The sequence below is a fragment of the Pseudooceanicola pacificus genome, assembly GCF_009789075.1.
Lineage (GTDB): Bacteria > Pseudomonadota > Alphaproteobacteria > Rhodobacterales > Rhodobacteraceae > Pseudooceanicola > Pseudooceanicola pacificus.
Map to the genome: position 1 here is coordinate 1 of NZ_WNXQ01000010.1, position 16,116 is coordinate 16,116.

A 16,116-nucleotide genomic window follows, 5' to 3' on the forward strand; every position below is an offset into this window, starting at 1 on the left:
CTGGGCCCGGCTGTGCCAGCGGCTCACGGCGGTCAGGATCAGCATCGCCGCCAGCGCCACCAGGGCGAACCAAGCCACGCTGCCCCGGCCGAGTGGCAGCACCACAAATGCCGCCAGCAGCGGCCCGGCGGCCGAGCCGAAATTGCCGCCCACCTGGAACACCGATTGCGCCGTGCCGAACCGCCCGCCCGCCGCCGCCCGCGCCACGCGCGAGGCCTCGGGGTGGAACACGGCCGAGCCGATGCCGATCATCCCCGCCCCGCAGATCAGCAGGCCATAGACCGGCGCCACGGCCAGCACCAGCAGCCCCGCCAGGGTCGACCCCATGGCCAGCGGCAGCGACCAGGGCATCGGCCTGCGGTCCGTCACCAGCCCGACAACCGGCTGCAGCAGCGAGGCGGTGACCTGGAACACCATCGTCAGCAGCCCGATCTGCCAGAAATCCAGCGCGAATTCCGCCTTGAGCATCGGGTAGATCGCCGCCAGCAGCGACTGCATCACGTCGTTCAGCATGTGGCACAGGCTCACCGCCAGCAGGATGGCGACATGGGCGCGGCTGTCCGGATCCGCCGCCGGGCGGGCCGGGGCAAGTGTGGTGTCGGTCATGGCAGTCTCCTTCAGCGGCAGATCTAGCCGCCTTGCCCCCGGCGCGCTTTCGTGGTTCGGTCAATTATCTTTGCGATCGGGCCAAATGCGAGCAGCACGATGACGGAAACCATCCAGTCCCGCATCGACCGCGTGGCCCGCGCCAGCGGGGTGATCTTCGCCGCCGGAACCGACTATCCCGCGCGCAGCCGCGTGCCGCCGCACAGCCATGACCGGCACCAGCTGATGCATGCCATCTCGGGCGTGCTGCGGGTCAGCACCGTGGCCGGGCACTGGATCGTCCCGCCGGAACACGCGGTCTGGATCCCGGCGGGCAGCGAACATTCCGTCGGCACCCTGGCCCCCGTGCGCATGCGCTCGCTCTACCTGCGTCCCGACGCCATGCCCGGCGCCCCTGCCGAACCGCGCGTGCTGGGCATGACCCCGCTGGTCCGCGCCCTGGTGGTCGAAGCGGTCGCCATCGCCGAGTCAGGCGAAACCGGCCCCCGCGCCGACCGGCTGGCCGACTTCCTGCTGCACGAACTGCCGCGCCTGCCGGAACAGCCCCTCGCCCTGCCCCTGCCAGGCACCCGGTCGCTGCTGCGCCTTTGCCAGCAGTTCCTCGCCGCGCCCGATGCCCGCGCCCCGCTCGATGACTGGGCCACGCGCGCAGGCATGAGCCGGCGCAGCCTCACGCGCCATTTCCGCGCCGAAACCGGCCTCCCGGTGGAACAATGGCGCCAGCAGGCCTGCGTCTTCGCCGCCCTCCCCCGCCTCGTCGCGGGCGAGCGCGTCACCGCGGTGGCGCTCGACCTCGGCTACGACAGCCCCGCCGCCTTCACCACCATGTTCCGCCGCATGCTGGGCCGCACCCCGCGCGACTACCAGCGCACCACCGCCACCTGACCCGGCCCCGGTCTTCCTCTGGCCGGAAATATCCTCGGGGGGTGAATGGCGCGCGCAGCGCGGCAGAGGGGGGCAGACAGCCCCCCTCCCCCCGCCGCCGCAGGCAGCCACCGAAGGATAGCGCGCCCCCCATCAGCCAGAAAAAGCCCCCTCCCCCTGGGGGGGAGAGGGCATGGCCTGGAAACGGCACTGCGCAGCTGCGGGGCGCGCCGCGATCACTCGGCGGGCATCGCCTTGTCTTCCAGCTCCAGCGGGTAGGGCAGATGCACCAGCATCTCCTTCGGGCAGACCTGGATGAAATGGCCCAGTTCCACATCCCAGTGCTGCAGGATATCGGCGGCCTTGCGGCTGCCGGTCTCGGCCAGGTGCCGCTTGACCAGCCCCTCCAGCTGCTGGACCCAGTGATCCACCGTCACCTTGCAGGTCACCAGCGTCTCCATGTTCATCATGTCGCCCACGGTGCCGTCGGGATCGTAGAGATAGGCCATGCCGCCCGTCATCCCGGCCCCGAAGTTGGCGCCGATGGAGCCCAGGATCACCGCGATGCCGCCGGTCATGTATTCGCAGCCGTTCGAGCCGCAGCCCTCGATCACCACCTTGGCGCCGGAGTTGCGCACCGCAAAGCGCTCGCCCGCCCGGCCGGCGGCAAACAGGTAGCCGTCGGTCGCGCCGTAAAGCACGGTGTTGCCGATGATCGTGTTGTGATCCGCCACCAGCGGCGAGGACATCGGCGGGCGCACCACGATGGTGCCGCCCGACAGGCCCTTGCCGACATAGTCGTTGGCCTCGCCCGACACCTCCAGCTTCAGCCCCGGGGCGGCAAAGGCCCCCAGCGACTGCCCGGCCGATCCGGTCAGCTTGACGGTCAGGTGATCCGGCTGCAGCGCGTTGCGCATCCCGAACTTCTGCACGATATGCGACGAGGTCCGCGTGCCCACCGTCCGGTGCGTGTTCTGCACCGCATAGGACAGCTGCATCTTCTCGCCATCGCGCAGGAACCGCATCGCGTCGCGCACGATTTCGGCGTCCAGCGTGTCGGGCACCGCGTTGCGGTCCTTGTCGCGGTTGTAGACGATGTTATGCGCGCCATCGACGGTGATCAGCAGCGGGTTCAGGTCCAGGTCGTCCAGGTGATCCGCGCCACGGCTGACCTGGCTCAGCAGGTCGGCCCGGCCGATCACGTCGTCCAGCGAACGGGCGCCGATGGAGGCGAGGATCTCGCGCACCTCGGTCGCGTAGAAGGTGATGAGGTTCACCACCTTGTCCGCATTGCCGGTGAACTTGGCCCGCAGGCTGTCGTCCTGGGTGCACACGCCCACCGGGCAGGTGTTGGACTGGCACTGGCGCACCATGATGCAGCCCATGGCAATCAGCGCGGCGGTGCCGATGCCGTATTCCTCGGCCCCCATCATCGCCGCCATGACGATATCGCGCCCGGTGCGCAGCCCGCCGTCGGTCCGCAGGGTCACGCGGCTGCGCAGGTTGTTCATCGCCAGAACCTGGTGCGCCTCGGTCAGCCCCATTTCCCACGGCAGGCCGGCGAACTTGATCGAGGTCGCAGGCGACGCCCCGGTGCCGCCGTTGTGGCCCGAGATCAGGATGATGTCGGCCTTGGCCTTGGCCACGCCCGCCGCGATGGTGCCCACGCCCGAAGAGGCGACCAGTTTCACGGTCACCTTCACCGTCGGGTTGATCTGTTTCAGGTCATAGATCAGCTGCGCCAGATCCTCGATCGAATAGATATCGTGGTGCGGCGGGGGCGAGATCAGCGTCACGCCCTTGGTCGAATGCCGCAGCCGGGCGATCAAGTCGGTGACCTTCATGCCGGGCAGCTGGCCGCCCTCGCCGGGCTTGGCGCCCTGGGCAACCTTGATCTCCAGCTCTTCGCACTGGTTGAGGTATTCGGCGGTGACGCCGAACCGGCCCGAGGCCACCTGCTTGATCTTGGCCGAGGGGTTGTCGCCGTTGGGCTCGGGCACGAAATGTGCCGGATCCTCGCCGCCCTCGCCGGAATCCGACTTGGCGCCGATCCGGTTCATCGCGACGTTCAGCGTCTTGTGCGCCTCGGGCGAGAGCGCGCCCAGCGACATGCCCGGCGTGACAAAGCGTTTGCGGATCGAGGTGATGCTTTCGACCTCTTCGATCGGAACCGCCTTGCCAAGCGGCTTGATCGCCAGCAGGTCGCGCAGGTGGATCGGCGGGTTGGCCTGCATCCGCGCCGAATACTGTTTCCACAGCTCATAGGACGCCCGGTTGCAGGCGGCCTGCATCATATGCATCGTCTGCGCTTCCCAGGCGTGGGTCTCGCCCGACTTGCGCGCCTTGTAGAAGCCCCCGATGGGCAGCACGTCCTGCCCGGCGGTCCAGCCGCGGGCATGGACCTCTTCCATCTTCTTCTGGATGCCGCTGACGCCGATCCCGCTGATCCGGCTGGTCATGCCGGGGAAATAATCGGCGCACATGGCGCGGCTCAGGCCCACGGCCTCGAAGTTCATGCCGCCGCGATAGGACGACACGACCGAGATACCCATCTTGGCCATGATCTTGAGCATGCCCTGGTCGATGGCCTCGCGGTAGCGCGCCATGTTCTCGGTCAGGGTGCCGTCCAGCAGGCCGCGCCGGATTCGGTCGGCGATGCTGTCCTCGGCCAGGTAGGGGTTCACGATGGTCGCGCCGCAGCCGATCAGCACGGCGAAGTAATGCGGATCGACGCATTCCGCCGCGCGCACGCCAAGCGAGCAGAACGTCCGCAGGCCCTTCTTGGTCAGCCAGCTGTGCACCGCGCTGGTGGCCAGGATCATCGGCATCGCGACCTTGTCGGCGCTCTGATGCTGGTCGGTCAGCACGATATGCCCGCCGCCCGAACGCACGGCATCCTCGGCCTCGGCCCGGATCCGCTCCAGCCCCTTGCGCAGGGCGTCCTCGTCATCGGTGACCGGGAAGGTGCAGTCGATTTCCACCAGGTTGGCGTTGAAATGCTGCTTGAGCTCTTCGAACTGCTGGTTGGCCACGAACGGCGTCTCCAGCACCAGGATCTCGGTCTGGGCGCTGGATTCATCCAGCACGTTCTTGAGGTTGCCGAACCGCGTCTTCAGCGACATCACCCGGTATTCCCGCAGCGAGTCGATCGGCGGGTTGGTCACCTGGCTGAAGTTCTGGCGGAAGAAATGCGACAGCGGCCGGTACTTGTTCGACAGCACCGCCGACGGCGTGTCATCGCCCATCGAGGCCAGGTTTTCCTTGCCGTCCTCGGCCATCGGGGCCAGCACCTGTTCCAGCTCTTCCATCGTGTAGCCGGCCGCGATCTGACGGGTGCGCAGCTCGGCACCTTCATACAGGGGCGCCTCGGCCACATTGCCCAGCACGTCGTCCAGGTCCTTGATCTTGCCGACCCATTCGCCAAACGGCAGCGCGGCCGAGAGTTTGTTCTTGATCTCGGTGTCGTGGTAGAGCTTGCCCTTCTTGGTATCCACGGCGATCATCTGCCCCGGGCCAAGCGCGCCCTTTTCGCGCACTGTGGCCTCGTTCGAGGGCACCATGCCGGCCTCGGACCCCGCGATCAGCAGGCCGTCACCCGTCACCACATAGCGCATCGGACGCAGGCCGTTGCGGTCCAGCCCGCCGCAGACCCAGCGGCCATCGGTCATCGCCAGGGCGGCGGGGCCGTCCCAGGGCTCCATCACGCCGTTGCAGTAGGAATACATGTCGCGCCAGGCCTGCGGCAGCTCGGTCGCCTGCTTGGACCAGGATTCCGGCACCAGCATCGTCTTGGCCATCGGGGCCGAGCGGCCGGCACGCACCAACACCTCGAACACCGCGTCCAGCGCCGCCGAGTCGGACGAGCCGCCGGGGATGATCGGCTTGATGTCCTCGGCCAGGTCGCCAAAGGTCGAAGAGGCCATGCGGATCTCGTGGCTCTTCATCCAGTTGACGTTGCCCTTCAGCGTGTTGATCTCGCCGTTATGGGCCAGCATGCGGAACGGCTGCGCCAGCCACCACTGCGGAAAGGTGTTGGTGGAATAGCGCTGGTGGTAGATCGCAAATGCGCTCTCGAACCGCTCGTCCTGCAGGTCGGGGTAGAAGTCGGCCACCTGCTCGGCCAGCATCATGCCCTTGTAGATGATCGACCGGCACGACAGCGAGGCAAGGTAGAGATGCCCCACCTGCGCGGCCAGCGCGGCCTTTTCGATCCGGCGGCGGATGACGTAGAGCTCGCGCTCGAACTGTTCCTCGTCCACGCCCTTGGAGTTGCTGATCAGGATCTGCTCGATCTCGGGGCGGGTGGCGTTGGCCTTGTCGCCCAGGCACGAGACGTTCACCGGCACGTGACGCCAACCGTAGATGTAATAGCCCATCCGCAGCACTTCGGCCTCGACGATGGTCCGGCAGGTTTCCTGCGCGCCGAAATCGGTGCGGGGCAGGAAGACCTGGCCGACGGCCATCAGCTCGTCGGTGCGCGGCTCGTGCCCGGTGCGCTTGATCTGGTCATAGAAGAAGGGGGCAGGGATCTGCACGTGGATGCCCGCGCCGTCGCCGGTCTTGCCATCGGCATCCACCGCGCCGCGGTGCCAGATCGCCTTGAGCGCGGCGATGCCGCTTTCGACCACCTTGCGGCTTTTCTTGCCGTCGATGGACACCACCAGGCCGACACCGCAGGACGATTTCTCGTCCTCGAACGAGAACATGCCGTTTTCGGCCATCCACTTGCGCTTGGTTTCCTGCTCACGGACCCAGTTTTCATCGTAAGTGGTCATGGCATGTCTCCTTCAGGGACAAATGGGTTGTCTCTTTCGTATTCCGCCGCGCTCACGCGGTCGGTCACATTGGCAAAGTCCAGGCCATCCGGCATCCGGTCGGCATAGACGATATGGCTCAGCCCGGCCCCGGCGGCGTTCGGGAACAGGCCGGGGCAGAATTCATGGGGCCCGTCGTCATCCTTGAGCCAGAGCGACGAGCCGCAGGTGTCGCACCAGGCGCGTTCGGCAAAGGGCACGGCGCGGTAGACCTTGACCGGGCCGGTCACCTCGACCCCGCCGAGGGATTTGAGCGCAAGCTGAAGGCCACCGCCCCAGCGTGTGCAATTGGTGCAGAAACAGGCGGACATGCCGTCTGACAGCCGTTCGGCGCGCACCTGAACCGCACCGCAGAGGCAGCGCCCCTCGATCACAGATCGACCCCGTATTTCGCCATCACCTCCGCCCGCGTCAGCGTGGGGCGCTCGCCGGCATAGGCAAAGCCCGCGGGCTTGTGGTCGATGAAGATTTCGGATGCGAATGTCATGCCGGCGGAGTCGTCCAGCAGCCCCAGCGGGATCTGCATCGACCCCGCGCCCGGCCCGTCCTCGCCCGTCAGGCGGTAGTAGAGCCCGCTGCCGCAGCGCCCGCACCACGCGCGTTCCGCCCAGTCCGAGCTTTGCAGCGTGCGGATATGCGCCTCGCCCTTCCAGGTGACGTCGGATGCCTGGACGCTGAAGCCCAGGAAGGCCGACCCGGACCACCGGCGGCACATTTCGCAATGGCAGGCGCCAAATCTATCGGGCGCGTTGGCGGCGGTGAATTCGACCGCCCCGCACATGCATTGACCCGTTTTGTCGGTCATGGCTCTTGCTCCTGATGTCGGGTCAGCGTCCCTGACCCGTCCGCGCGGGCCTGCCGGTCCCTCCCGGCCAGGCCCGGAACTCCGTGCCTCACTCGGCCGCGACAGCCTTGGCCGCGCCGCCGTCGAGGTAGTCGAGGATCGCCGCCGCGCTGTCGCGCCCGTCGCGGATCGCCCAGACAACCAGGCTGGCCCCGCGCACGATGTCGCCCACGGCATAGACCCCGTCGAGGCTGGTCTTGCCGCTGCCGAATTCGGCCCTGACGGTGCCCCAGCGGGTGACTTCCAGCCCGTCGGTGTCCCACAGCTTGGGCAGGTCCTCGGGTTCGAAGCCAAGCGCCTTGATCACCAGGTCGGCGTCTTCGACATAATCGCTGCCCTCGATCACCTCGGGGCTCTGGCGGCCGCTGGCATCGGGGGCACCCAGGCGCATCTTCTGCACCATGACGCCGGTCACGGCATCGCCGGCAAAGCCGACCGGGGCCGAAAGCCAGACAAATTCGACACCCTCTTCCTCGGCATTGGCGACCTCGCGCTGCGAGCCGGGCATGTTGGCCCGGTCACGGCGGTAAAGGCATTTCACCGACTCCGCGCCCTGCCGCACGGCGGTGCGCACGCAGTCCATCGCGGTGTCGCCGCCGCCGATCACGACGACCTTCTTGCCCTTGGCATTCAGCTCGCCACTGGTGAACTCGGGCACGTCATCGCCAAAGTTCGACGCCCGGTTCGAAGCGGTCAGATAGTCGATCGCCCGCACGATCCCCTCGGCGCCCGAGCCGGGGCCGCCCAGATCGCGGGTCTTGTAGACGCCGGTGGCGATGAGCACGGCGTCGTGTTTGCCCCGGATCGCGTCGAACGAGATATCGTCGCCCACATTGCAGTTCATCACGAATTCGACGCCGGACTGTTCCAGCTGGTCGATCCGCCGCATCACGACGTCCTTCTCCAGCTTGAAGCCCGGGATGCCATAGGTCAGCAGCCCGCCGGCGCGGTCGTAGCGGTCATAGACCGTGACCTGAATGCCGGCCCGGCGCAGCATGTCCGCCGCGGCCAGCCCGCCCGGGCCCGCGCCGATGATGCCGACCGACTGGTCGCGCTCGACCGAGGGCGTCACCGGCTTGACCCAGCCCTTTTCCCAGGCCGTATCGGTGATGTATTTCTCGACCGCGCCGATGGTGACGGTGCCGTGGCCCGACTGCTCGATCACGCAGTTGCCTTCGCACAGCCGGTCCTGCGGGCAGATGCGGCCGCAGATCTCGGGGAAGGTGTTGGTCGACTGGCTGACGGCATAGGCCTCTTCCAGCCGGTGCGTCGCGGTCAGGCGCAGCCAGTCGGGGATGTTGTTGTGCAGAGGGCAATGGCTCTGGCAATAGGGCACGCCGCACTGGCTGCAGCGGGCCGACTGCTCCTCGGCCTTGGCAGCAGCATATTCCGCGTAGATCTCGTCGAAATCCTTGTTCCGCAGTTCGGGGGCACGCTTTTCCGGCATGTCCCGGCCCACGGTTACGAATTTCAGCATAGGTTGCTTTGCCACGTCGCTGCCTTTCGGAATCAGGGTCTTTCGGCCTCTTTACGGAAAGCGAAACAGAAATGAAAGTCAGAAGTGCTGACGTATAACTGCTTTTAAACCGCCTGACATACCCACTTGCCGCAAAAAACGGTCGAAATCGGTACCGCAACGGACCTAATTCGATTCTTTCCCTTGTTACCAGCCCATTGTAAGGCTTTGGCAAACGCGGCCAGAACGGTTTCTGCATGTCTCTGCTCCACATTCTGCTTCTCGCCGTGATTCAGGGCGTGACAGAGTTCCTGCCGATCTCGTCCTCGGGCCATCTCATCCTTTTGCCCTATCTGACCGGCACGCCTGACCAGGGCCTGACGATCGACGTGGCGGTGCATCTGGGCACCCTGGGCGCAGTGATCCTGTTCTTTCGCCGCGATGTCGGGCAGGCCGCCGGAGGGCTGGGCCGGCTGGTGCGCGGCAAGGCCGATACCCCGGGCGCCCGGCTGGCCCTGCTGCTGATCGTGGCCACGATCCCGGTGATGATCGTCGGCTACTCCATCCACCGGGCGGGGCTGGACCAGGCCATGCGATCGGTCGCGGTGATCGGCTGGGCGATGCTGATTTTCGGCATCGTGCTGTGGTGGGCCGACAGGCGCGGCTCTACCGGCGCGCAGGCCGAGGACTGGACCCTGCGTCACGCCTGGATCATGGGGCTGTGGCAATGCCTGGCGCTGATCCCCGGCACCTCGCGGTCGGGCATCACGATCACCGCCGCGCTGAAGCTGGGCTATCGCCGCGAGGATGCCGCCCGCCTGTCGATGCTGATGTCGATCCCGACGATCATCGCCAGCGCGGGGCTGCTGGGGCTGGAGCTTGTGCGCAACCATGACACCGCGCGCCTGCACGAAGGCGCCATCGCGGCAGTCTTTGCCTTTGCCTCGGCCCTTCTGGCGCTGTGGCTGATGATGAAGCTGCTGCGCACCGTCAGCTTTGCACCCTATGTCGCCTACCGCGTGGTGCTGGGTATCGGGCTGCTCTACTGGGCCTATTCCTAGGCCCGGGGTCAGACCCGCAGGTTCTTGGCCGAATCCTTGATCGCCGCGTACTGGCCCGAGGGGCGGTAGGGCCACAGGTAATCCGGCAGCACCGATTCCAGCGCGACGGGGTCGATCCCGAGGTCGGCGAAACCCTTGGCCCCGCCGGACACGACATTGTCGCTGGCCAGCTGCTTGACCTGATCGCGGGTCAGGATCGAGTTATGGACCAGCCCGAAGGTCGCCGCCTGCACCATGTCCAGCCCAAAGGCCATGAGCCGGGCGACAAAGAACGGCATGTTCACCAGCGCCTTGCGCCGCTGGATCACGCCCAGCATCTGCTGCATCAGCTCGCGGAAGCTGTTCACGTCCGGCCCGCCCAGCTCGTAGACACCGGCGGGCGCCTTGCCCTCCACCGCCATCTGCGCGGCGGCGGCGACATCGTCGACATAGACCGGCTGGAATTTCGTATCCGCGCCCACCAGCGGCAGGATCGGGCCCATGCGGGACATCCCGGCGAAGCGGTTGAAGAAATCGTCCTCGGCCCCGAACAGGACAGAGGGGCGCAGGATCACGGCGCCGGGCATATGGGCCAGAACGCCGGCCTCGCCCGCCGCCTTGGTGCGGGCATATGCGCTGGCGCCCTCGGCATCCGCGCCGATGGCCGAGATATGCACCATCGTGCCGACGCCCTGTTCGGCCGCGATACGCGCGATGCGCTCGGCCCCCAGGTGCTGGACGGCGTCGAAATTGTTGCGGCCCTTGGCGTCGAAAGTGCCGACGCAGTTCACCACCGCGTCCGCCCCGGTCGTGACCGCGCGGACGGAGGCATCGTCGCGGATGTTGCAGAACACCGGCTCGACCTGGCCGACCACGCCGTAGGTGCGCACGAATCCGGCCTCGTTCGGGCGGCGGACGGCCACGCGCACGCGCCAGCCGTCCTTGGCCAGCCGTCCCGCGATATACCGGCCGAGGAACCCCGAACCGCCAAAAATAGTCACAAGCTTGGACATGGTGCGCCCTCCGGACTTAGCTCTTGTCCCTGTTCCTAGCCTCACGCCCCCGCCCGGGCAAGGCGATATGCCGTCGCCCCGGCGCGGTAGAGGAAAAATGCGCTGAATCCCCGTTGACACGCCCCCGAGCCAAAGATAAACGCCTGCTCCACGACATCTGTGCCCAGGTGGCGGAATGGTAGACGCGCTGGCTTCAGGTGCCAGTGGCCGCAAGGCCGTGGAGGTTCGAGTCCTCTCCTGGGCACCAAAACCTTTCGCAAGGCGAAAGGTGGCACTCCTTCCAGCAAAAAGACGACGCGGCAGAGGTTTTCCTGAAACCGCGAGAGCGCCCGACGCTCGTGCTTTCTCGTGACAGGCGGCCCGCGATCCCTTGGGCGTTGCGCCCGGTGGACCGCGTCAACGTCGATTCGGGCTTCGCGGCCTGGCCGCTGTCGCTTTTGTGGCAGGATACCCGATCCGGCGCGCGCAAAAAGCACGATCCGGGGAACGCCGCCTTTACGGTATGCCCCGATGGCCGCATGATCGGTTCGACTTCTGATAGCGGCGATCACCTGAACAGAGGGCGGAACATGGACACGCGAACCCCTGCCTCGGCATGCCCCCATGTCGTCTGATCCCTGCCCTCCGGCAGAGCAGCCGGTCATCCGCACCGTGGCGATGCCCGCCGACACCAACCCGGCGGGCGACATCTTTGGCGGCTGGCTGATGAGCCAGATGGACCTGGCGGCGGGCTCCCTCGCGGCGCTGACGTCGAAGGGCCGCAGCGCCACGATTGCCATGGATGCGATGAAGTTCCTGCGCCCGGTGAAGGTCGGCGACGAGGTCTCTCTCTATGCCTCGATCCAGGCGATCGGGCGCACCTCGATGCGGATTCATGTCCAGGCCTGGCGGCGCGAACGACACGACGCGCGCAGCGAGCAGGTGACCGAGGCGACCTTTACCTTCGTCGCGCTGGATGCCTCCGGCCGGCCAAGGCCGGTGAAGGGAAGCTAGCGCGGGAAACCGGCAAGCCGGGCCAGGGCGAATTGCCGGCGCCGCGAGTCGGTTTGGGGCAGCAGCGCCGAGGGGGCGGTCGGTCGTCTCTCCGCCGAACGGCCGCCCCGCGTTGTTTCAGGCGGCGGCTGTTGCCTCGATCTCGAACAGCAATCCGGGGATGGCAAGGCGCGTGACACCCAGAAGGGTCATCGGCGGGGCCACCCGATGGGGGCCGAACCGCATGCCCATCAGGTCGAAATTCTTCAGCGCTTCGTCCACATCCGTTGCATAGACACCAAGCCTGATCACATGGCTCAGCTCCATCCCCGCGCCCTGCAACACAGCCTCAAGGTTGTCGAGCGCCAGGCCGATCTGGGCACGCATATCCCCGGGATGCTGCGGCGCGCCGGTCCCGTCCACCGCGGTCTGGCCCGCGCAGATGACCTGCCGCGTCGCGCCCTCGATCACCTCGGCCTGATTGTAACCCAGCTTGATCGACCAGTCCCAGGGGTTCACCGCTGTCCGTTCCATGTCGCAATCTCCTTGCTTGCTGTTGCTGGAAACGGAGTAGATCCAAATAGTGCCAAAATGTGTCACCATTTGTGCTAGGGTGCCGGCATGACGGTGAGACTCAGACATGACGCCATCGTGCGAACGCTCCGGCGCAACGGCACATCGACCGTTGACGCCCTGGCCAGAGAGGTCGGCGCCTCCCGCAGGACCGTGCTGCGCGACATCAGCGCGCTCCGGGACGAAGGCTATGTGATCCATTCCGATGTCGGGCGCGGCGGCGGTCTTCAGCTTGATCCGCAGTCCATGCAGACCCGGGCCAAGCTGTCGGTGCCCGAGGTGTTCGCCCTGCTCATCAGCGTCGCGGCGATGCGGGCTGCGGGGAACCTGCCATTTTCCGAGCTGGCCGATGCGGGGCTGGCCAAGATCGAAAAAGCCCTGCCCGCGGACAAGGTGAAAGACCTGCGCAGTTTTCTGGGGTGCCTGCATATCGGCCAGCTGTCGCCGTTGCAGGACCTGTCGGACATGGGGAGGATGGTGCCGGAGCTGTTGCCCGCCTTTGAAACCGCCTTCCTCGGGCGCCAGTTCATCCGCTTCGATTATCGCGATGCCAGAGGGCGCCAGACCCGGCGTCAGGTCGAGCCGCAGGCCATGCTGATCCTGCCGCCCCTGTGGTACCTTGTCGGCTGGGATCCCGCGCGCGGGGATTTCCGTCATTTCCGCATGGACCGGATCAGCAATCCGGAGGCCGTTCCCGACACGACATTTCGCCGCCGGCACGTGCCGTTCGACGCCGATGTCTGCCCCTATACCGACCTGCAGACCTGAACGGCGCAGCCAGCGGTCGCCGGTCGCGCAGCATCGGCAAACCCCCTGGGCCGGCGTTTGGAGGCTGTCCGGCACCGCCGTCCTTGCCCGGGACGGTCGGGCCCCGGGGACAGGCAGGCGATAAACTCTTTGCGGAACGCTGATTTGGATCAGCATTCGAGCGGCGGACCTCGGCGATACTCGTGAAGAGATGCGCGACTGCGGGGTCCGCGAATCCATGGCCCCCGACGCATGCGGTCCCTGCCTCACCGAGGCGCAGGAAACTTTCACGCACAGCACAGACTTTGGAGAACACAATGGCGAAGGGCAAAAACCGTCGCGGCCGGGAAGAGAAGAAACCGAAGCAGAAGAAGGCCGAACCGATCCCCGCGCCCTCCTTCAGCAAGGGTCTGACGATCGAGACAAAGCCGAAGGGCAAGAAAGCCTGATCCGGCGCGCCCTGGGCGATCGCCGGACCGGGACATGACACGCATGGCGCCCCGGAGACGGGAAACGGACCTGCCTGCCAGCAGGGGCCCGAACCAGACGCCGGGGCGCTGGCGTGACTCCACCTCTGGCGTACACGCGCCTCACCCTTGTCGGGTGACGCGGCGGTACGCGGAGCTATGCGACAGGAAAAGACCGGGCACATTCCAGCCCCTCTCGTCCGCCAGTGGCTTGCCAGGGACGGGCGGACGGTTCGATCATTTCAACAGCGGCCCGGTCTGATCCAGATAGGCCGGATCGAACTCGGCGAAATCCACCAGCCCGCTGTAGTTGTCAAATGTCACGCGACCGTCGCGAAAGGTCACCAGCCCGCTTTCGCGCAACTGCCGCAACACGCGGTTGATGTGCACCGCGCTCAGGCCAAGCGCGTCGGCAAGGTGGTACTGGGTGAGCGGGCAGTCGTAGCCCTCCTTGCTGCCGATGCCCACCAGGGCCAGCCGCGATCCCAGCTCCAGCAGGAAATGCGCCATGCGGGCATCCGCGTCGCGCCGCCCGATCCCGACCAGATGTTCGACCACCATCGCCTCGTCCCGCGACGCCGCCCACAGGATGGCCATCGCCAGCCGCGGGGTCTGTACGAAGGCCTCAAGCAGATCGCTGGTCAGGACCTCGGCCGCCTGAATGTCGCCGATCGGTTCGAAACTGTGGTCAGAGGTGCGCAACAGCACGCTGCGCAGCCCCAGGAAATCGCCGGGGACCTGGAAATCGACAATCTGGCGCGTGCCGTCCGGCTGGATCTTGTAGGAACAGACCCAGCCCGAGGACAGGATGTAAGCCGCCTGATCCGGCTGTCCCTGATGACCCATGTCGCGCCCTGCGGCAAAGGTCCGCCGCCGCCCGTGCAGACGCGCCAAGACGGCAAGTTCGGCCTCTGACAGCGCCACGAATGCCGAAAGCTTCAGCGTGAGCGGGCTTGCCGCAACCGGTGTCATGACCCATTCCCTTTCGGTTGCGGAGAAGATGTCGAGATCGGCAAAAGGACTGCTCTCGATCAGCCCAGCATAGAGCATTCCGTGCCAGAAAGGGGAACGCATCATGCCGGCTTTTCAGCCGGAATGCGACGCGATGAAAGGAATACACCGCATGTCTACGTCGAGCGATGCTGCAGGACTGGCCGCCCTGTCTATCTGCGAGTCGCTTCTGCTGGCCTTGAACGATCGCGCGCTTTTGCCCGAGCACGAGATCCTGGGGGTTCTGCGCGACGCCGCGGCCACCCATGAGAAGGCCGTCGGCAGCGAGCCTGACACCGACATCCACCGCGCCGTGGCGGCCATCATCAACCAGATCATCGCCAGCAGCCATTCCGTGCGCAGACCCACCGCGTGACGGAGTTTATCGTGGAGCGGTCTGTTTCACCCATGACGCTGCCGTGCCGTTCAGGCGGCAAGCGGCCCCGGCGACGATGATTGGAGGGGTAGGGAAATCAACTGTCACACGCGGCCCCGTGGCATGCCGGGCCGCGCGGTGCGCCCGTAAGGACGTGTCAGGCTTCCCTCAGGATCGACCTGACGACCGCATGGGCTGCACCGAGGATTGCCAAGTGCGCGACGCCTTGCATCGCGGGCAAATCCGTTCGCCAAAACCTTCGCTCGGAAACGGCCTGCGGCAACGCAGGCAGAGACGTTCCTGCGGGACATCCTTGAGGGCCCGCACGGGCCCGTTGTGCTGGTCCACGGGTTCGCTCATCGACCTGCACCCTCTTCTTCGATCAGCCGGGCCAGATCGCCTAGCGCGCGCTCGATAAGGTCCTGCCGCCTGGCATCGCGGGCGTCGGCAGTTTCCGAGTACCGCCGTATCAGATACTGCGCCTTGAGCGCGGCCTCGTGCCAATTGGCGGCAGGTTCGGCCAGGAGCTGCGTTTCAAGTTCCTCCTGCCTGAGGCGGAGCGCCCTTTGATCGGATTCGAAATCCTTGAGAGAGTGCCGCCGGATATCTGTCGCCATCCTGCCTTCGGCGCTGCGCCTCGTGTCGAGGTCAACCGGATCCTCGGTCATGGCTCGTGCCTCCGCTGCATCGGCATTCGACCGCAGGGTCGGCCCCGGCGGGCGGGGGCGATGCCTCTGATCGCGACAGTCCAACTTGCAGGCATGATGCAGTCCCCTTTTTCCGGCGCGGAGAAGTCTGGTGCGGCAGGGCGGCGAATGACCGGCATGCGCAGTTCGGCAAGGCTCAGTTGGGCCGCGGCGGCAGCCCTTCGTTTTCGGCGGCAAGGATCGCGGACACCTCTTGCAGAGTCTTGACGCCGCACAATGGAAGACCTGCCGGTTCTTCTGGCGAACGCTTGCCCGAATAGAGGTGACGCAGCTGCATATCCGACACGCCATCGGCCTGCATCACCAGCCGCACCATAGGGTCGGCCAACATCTCTTCGAGGAAGACCTGCGTGAGCTCTTTCCCCGTAAGTTCATCCTTTGCCCGCGCTGCATCGAGGTCGGCCAGGGAAACCGTCAGGGTTCTCGCCAGTCCGGGATGCGAATGTCGCGGATGCAGATTGACCAGCACCGAGGCCTTCCAGGCCCCGGGGTTGCCATCGTCGGGCGGCGAACTCAGCTCGGTTTCAATGTCATAGGCCCCCGCGGGGAGCATCTCGTCAAAACCCGGCACGGTGAACGGCCTTGCAAAGACCGCGACGCTTCTAAGTCTGTGGTGTTCCATCTGCGGCCTCCTTGATTGCGGTCGG

At 66.4% G+C, this 16,116-nt stretch carries 16 protein-coding genes and 1 tRNA gene; 7 read left to right on the forward strand and 10 right to left on the reverse strand.

Features of this window, described 5'->3' with window-relative positions:
• A partial coding sequence (locus GLS40_RS14890) for an MFS transporter (protein ID WP_160383542.1) occupies nt 1-606 on the reverse strand: 606 nt, incomplete at its 3' end.
• 99 nt (nt 607-705) lie between these two features.
• Here GLS40_RS14890 and GLS40_RS14895 point away from each other — a divergent pair.
• Nucleotides 706-1,491, forward strand: coding sequence for an AraC family transcriptional regulator (locus tag GLS40_RS14895; RefSeq protein WP_160383543.1), 786 nt, complete (start codon nt 706-708; stop codon nt 1,489-1,491).
• A 215-nt stretch (nt 1,492-1,706) separates the two neighbouring features.
• Here the strand turns inward: GLS40_RS14895 and gltB are convergent, their stop codons facing one another.
• The 4 genes from gltB to GLS40_RS14915 all read right to left on the reverse strand — a co-directional run bounded on the left by gltB (nt 1,707) and on the right by GLS40_RS14915 (nt 8,620).
• On the reverse strand, nt 1,707-6,245 hold the full coding sequence (gene gltB, locus GLS40_RS14900; protein ID WP_160383544.1) for a glutamate synthase large subunit: 4,539 nt from the start codon (nt 6,243-6,245) through the stop codon (nt 1,707-1,709).
• Nucleotides 6,242-6,658: a GFA family protein gene (locus GLS40_RS14905; RefSeq protein ID WP_160383545.1), complete on the reverse strand. Its 417-nt coding sequence runs from the start codon at nt 6,656-6,658 to the stop codon at nt 6,242-6,244. The genes gltB and GLS40_RS14905 overlap by 4 nt, the downstream gene beginning before the upstream one ends.
• Nucleotides 6,655-7,089 (reverse strand): GFA family protein, encoded by a 435-nt coding sequence (locus GLS40_RS14910; protein WP_235905946.1) that lies wholly within the window; start codon nt 7,087-7,089, stop codon nt 6,655-6,657. Before GLS40_RS14910 ends, GLS40_RS14905 begins: the two co-directional genes overlap by 4 nt.
• 88 nt (nt 7,090-7,177) lie before the next feature.
• On the reverse strand, nt 7,178-8,620 hold the full coding sequence (locus GLS40_RS14915) for an NAD(P)-dependent oxidoreductase (protein WP_160383546.1): 1,443 nt from the start codon (nt 8,618-8,620) through the stop codon (nt 7,178-7,180).
• 221 nt (nt 8,621-8,841) lie between these two features.
• Here GLS40_RS14915 and GLS40_RS14920 point away from each other — a divergent pair, with 221 nt between their 5' ends.
• Nucleotides 8,842-9,645 carry an undecaprenyl-diphosphate phosphatase gene (locus GLS40_RS14920; RefSeq protein WP_160383547.1) on the forward strand — a complete coding sequence of 268 codons (804 nt, stop codon included), beginning with the start codon at nt 8,842-8,844 and terminating at the stop codon, nt 9,643-9,645.
• A gap of 8 nt (nt 9,646-9,653) precedes the next feature.
• Here the strand turns inward: GLS40_RS14920 and GLS40_RS14925 are convergent, their stop codons facing one another.
• The gene (locus GLS40_RS14925) at nt 9,654-10,637 is read right to left on the reverse strand and encodes a complex I NDUFA9 subunit family protein (protein ID WP_160383548.1); all 984 of its coding nucleotides are present in this window, start codon (nt 10,635-10,637) and stop codon (nt 9,654-9,656) included.
• Nucleotides 10,638-10,798: 161 nt separating this feature from the next.
• Between GLS40_RS14925 and GLS40_RS14930 the strand changes: the two genes are divergently transcribed.
• A tRNA-Leu gene (locus tag GLS40_RS14930) sits at nt 10,799-10,884 on the forward strand.
• A 356-nt stretch (nt 10,885-11,240) separates the two neighbouring features.
• Entirely contained in the window at nt 11,241-11,630 is a 390-nt protein-coding gene (locus GLS40_RS14935) for an acyl-CoA thioesterase (RefSeq protein WP_160383549.1), read from the forward strand.
• A gap of 117 nt (nt 11,631-11,747) precedes the next feature.
• Here GLS40_RS14935 and GLS40_RS14940 read toward each other — a convergent pair whose 3' ends face one another.
• A complete protein-coding gene (locus tag GLS40_RS14940) occupies nt 11,748-12,143 on the reverse strand; it encodes a RidA family protein (RefSeq protein WP_160383550.1) in 396 nt (131 codons plus the stop codon).
• A gap of 87 nt (nt 12,144-12,230) precedes the next feature.
• On the opposite strand from GLS40_RS14940, the gene GLS40_RS14945 reads away from it, so the two are divergent.
• Nucleotides 12,231-12,950 carry a helix-turn-helix transcriptional regulator gene (locus GLS40_RS14945; protein ID WP_160383551.1) on the forward strand — a complete coding sequence of 240 codons (720 nt, stop codon included), beginning with the start codon at nt 12,231-12,233 and terminating at the stop codon, nt 12,948-12,950.
• A 296-nt stretch (nt 12,951-13,246) separates the two neighbouring features.
• Nucleotides 13,247-13,378: a hypothetical protein gene (locus tag GLS40_RS18155; protein ID WP_268892968.1), complete on the forward strand. Its 132-nt coding sequence runs from the start codon at nt 13,247-13,249 to the stop codon at nt 13,376-13,378.
• A gap of 255 nt (nt 13,379-13,633) precedes the next feature.
• Here the strand turns inward: GLS40_RS18155 and GLS40_RS14950 are convergent, their stop codons facing one another.
• The gene (locus GLS40_RS14950) at nt 13,634-14,368 is read right to left on the reverse strand and encodes a Crp/Fnr family transcriptional regulator (RefSeq protein ID WP_160383631.1); all 735 of its coding nucleotides are present in this window, start codon (nt 14,366-14,368) and stop codon (nt 13,634-13,636) included.
• Between the two features lie 151 nt (nt 14,369-14,519).
• Between GLS40_RS14950 and GLS40_RS14955 the strand changes: the two genes are divergently transcribed.
• A complete protein-coding gene (locus tag GLS40_RS14955; RefSeq protein WP_160383552.1) occupies nt 14,520-14,762 on the forward strand; it encodes a hypothetical protein in 243 nt (80 codons plus the stop codon).
• Nucleotides 14,763-15,118: 356 nt separating this feature from the next.
• On the opposite strand, the gene GLS40_RS14960 is transcribed toward GLS40_RS14955, so the two are convergent.
• Complete coding sequence (locus GLS40_RS14960; protein ID WP_160383553.1) at nt 15,119-15,430, reverse strand: hypothetical protein; 312 nt, start codon at nt 15,428-15,430, stop codon at nt 15,119-15,121.
• A 175-nt stretch (nt 15,431-15,605) separates the two neighbouring features.
• The gene (locus GLS40_RS14965; RefSeq protein ID WP_160383554.1) at nt 15,606-16,091 is read right to left on the reverse strand and encodes a hypothetical protein; all 486 of its coding nucleotides are present in this window, start codon (nt 16,089-16,091) and stop codon (nt 15,606-15,608) included.
• Nucleotides 16,092-16,116 lie beyond the last annotated feature (25 nt).

Excerpts from the sequence above, each read along its gene's own strand:
- GLS40_RS18155 (WP_268892968.1), top strand. The coding sequence starts at position 13,247 with ATGGCGAAGGGCAAAAACCGTCGCGGCCGGGAAGAGAAGAAACCGAAG.
- gltB (WP_160383544.1), bottom strand. The coding sequence starts at position 6,245 with ATGACCACTTACGATGAAAACTGGGTCCGTGAGCAGGAAACCAAGCGC.
- GLS40_RS14950 (WP_160383631.1), bottom strand. The coding sequence starts at position 14,368 with ATGACACCGGTTGCGGCAAGCCCGCTCACGCTGAAGCTTTCGGCATTC.
- GLS40_RS14925 (WP_160383548.1), bottom strand. The coding sequence starts at position 10,637 with ATGTCCAAGCTTGTGACTATTTTTGGCGGTTCGGGGTTCCTCGGCCGG.
- GLS40_RS14920 (WP_160383547.1), top strand. The coding sequence starts at position 8,842 with ATGTCTCTGCTCCACATTCTGCTTCTCGCCGTGATTCAGGGCGTGACA.
- GLS40_RS14960 (WP_160383553.1), bottom strand. The coding sequence starts at position 15,430 with ATGACCGAGGATCCGGTTGACCTCGACACGAGGCGCAGCGCCGAAGGC.
- GLS40_RS14935 (WP_160383549.1), top strand. The coding sequence starts at position 11,241 with ATGTCGTCTGATCCCTGCCCTCCGGCAGAGCAGCCGGTCATCCGCACC.
- GLS40_RS14895 (WP_160383543.1), top strand. The coding sequence starts at position 706 with ATGACGGAAACCATCCAGTCCCGCATCGACCGCGTGGCCCGCGCCAGC.
- GLS40_RS14955 (WP_160383552.1), top strand. The coding sequence starts at position 14,520 with ATGTCTACGTCGAGCGATGCTGCAGGACTGGCCGCCCTGTCTATCTGC.
- GLS40_RS14965 (WP_160383554.1), bottom strand. The coding sequence starts at position 16,091 with ATGGAACACCACAGACTTAGAAGCGTCGCGGTCTTTGCAAGGCCGTTC.
- GLS40_RS14910 (WP_235905946.1), bottom strand. The coding sequence starts at position 7,089 with ATGACCGACAAAACGGGTCAATGCATGTGCGGGGCGGTCGAATTCACC.
- GLS40_RS14940 (WP_160383550.1), bottom strand. The coding sequence starts at position 12,143 with ATGGAACGGACAGCGGTGAACCCCTGGGACTGGTCGATCAAGCTGGGT.
- GLS40_RS14945 (WP_160383551.1), top strand. The coding sequence starts at position 12,231 with ATGACGGTGAGACTCAGACATGACGCCATCGTGCGAACGCTCCGGCGC.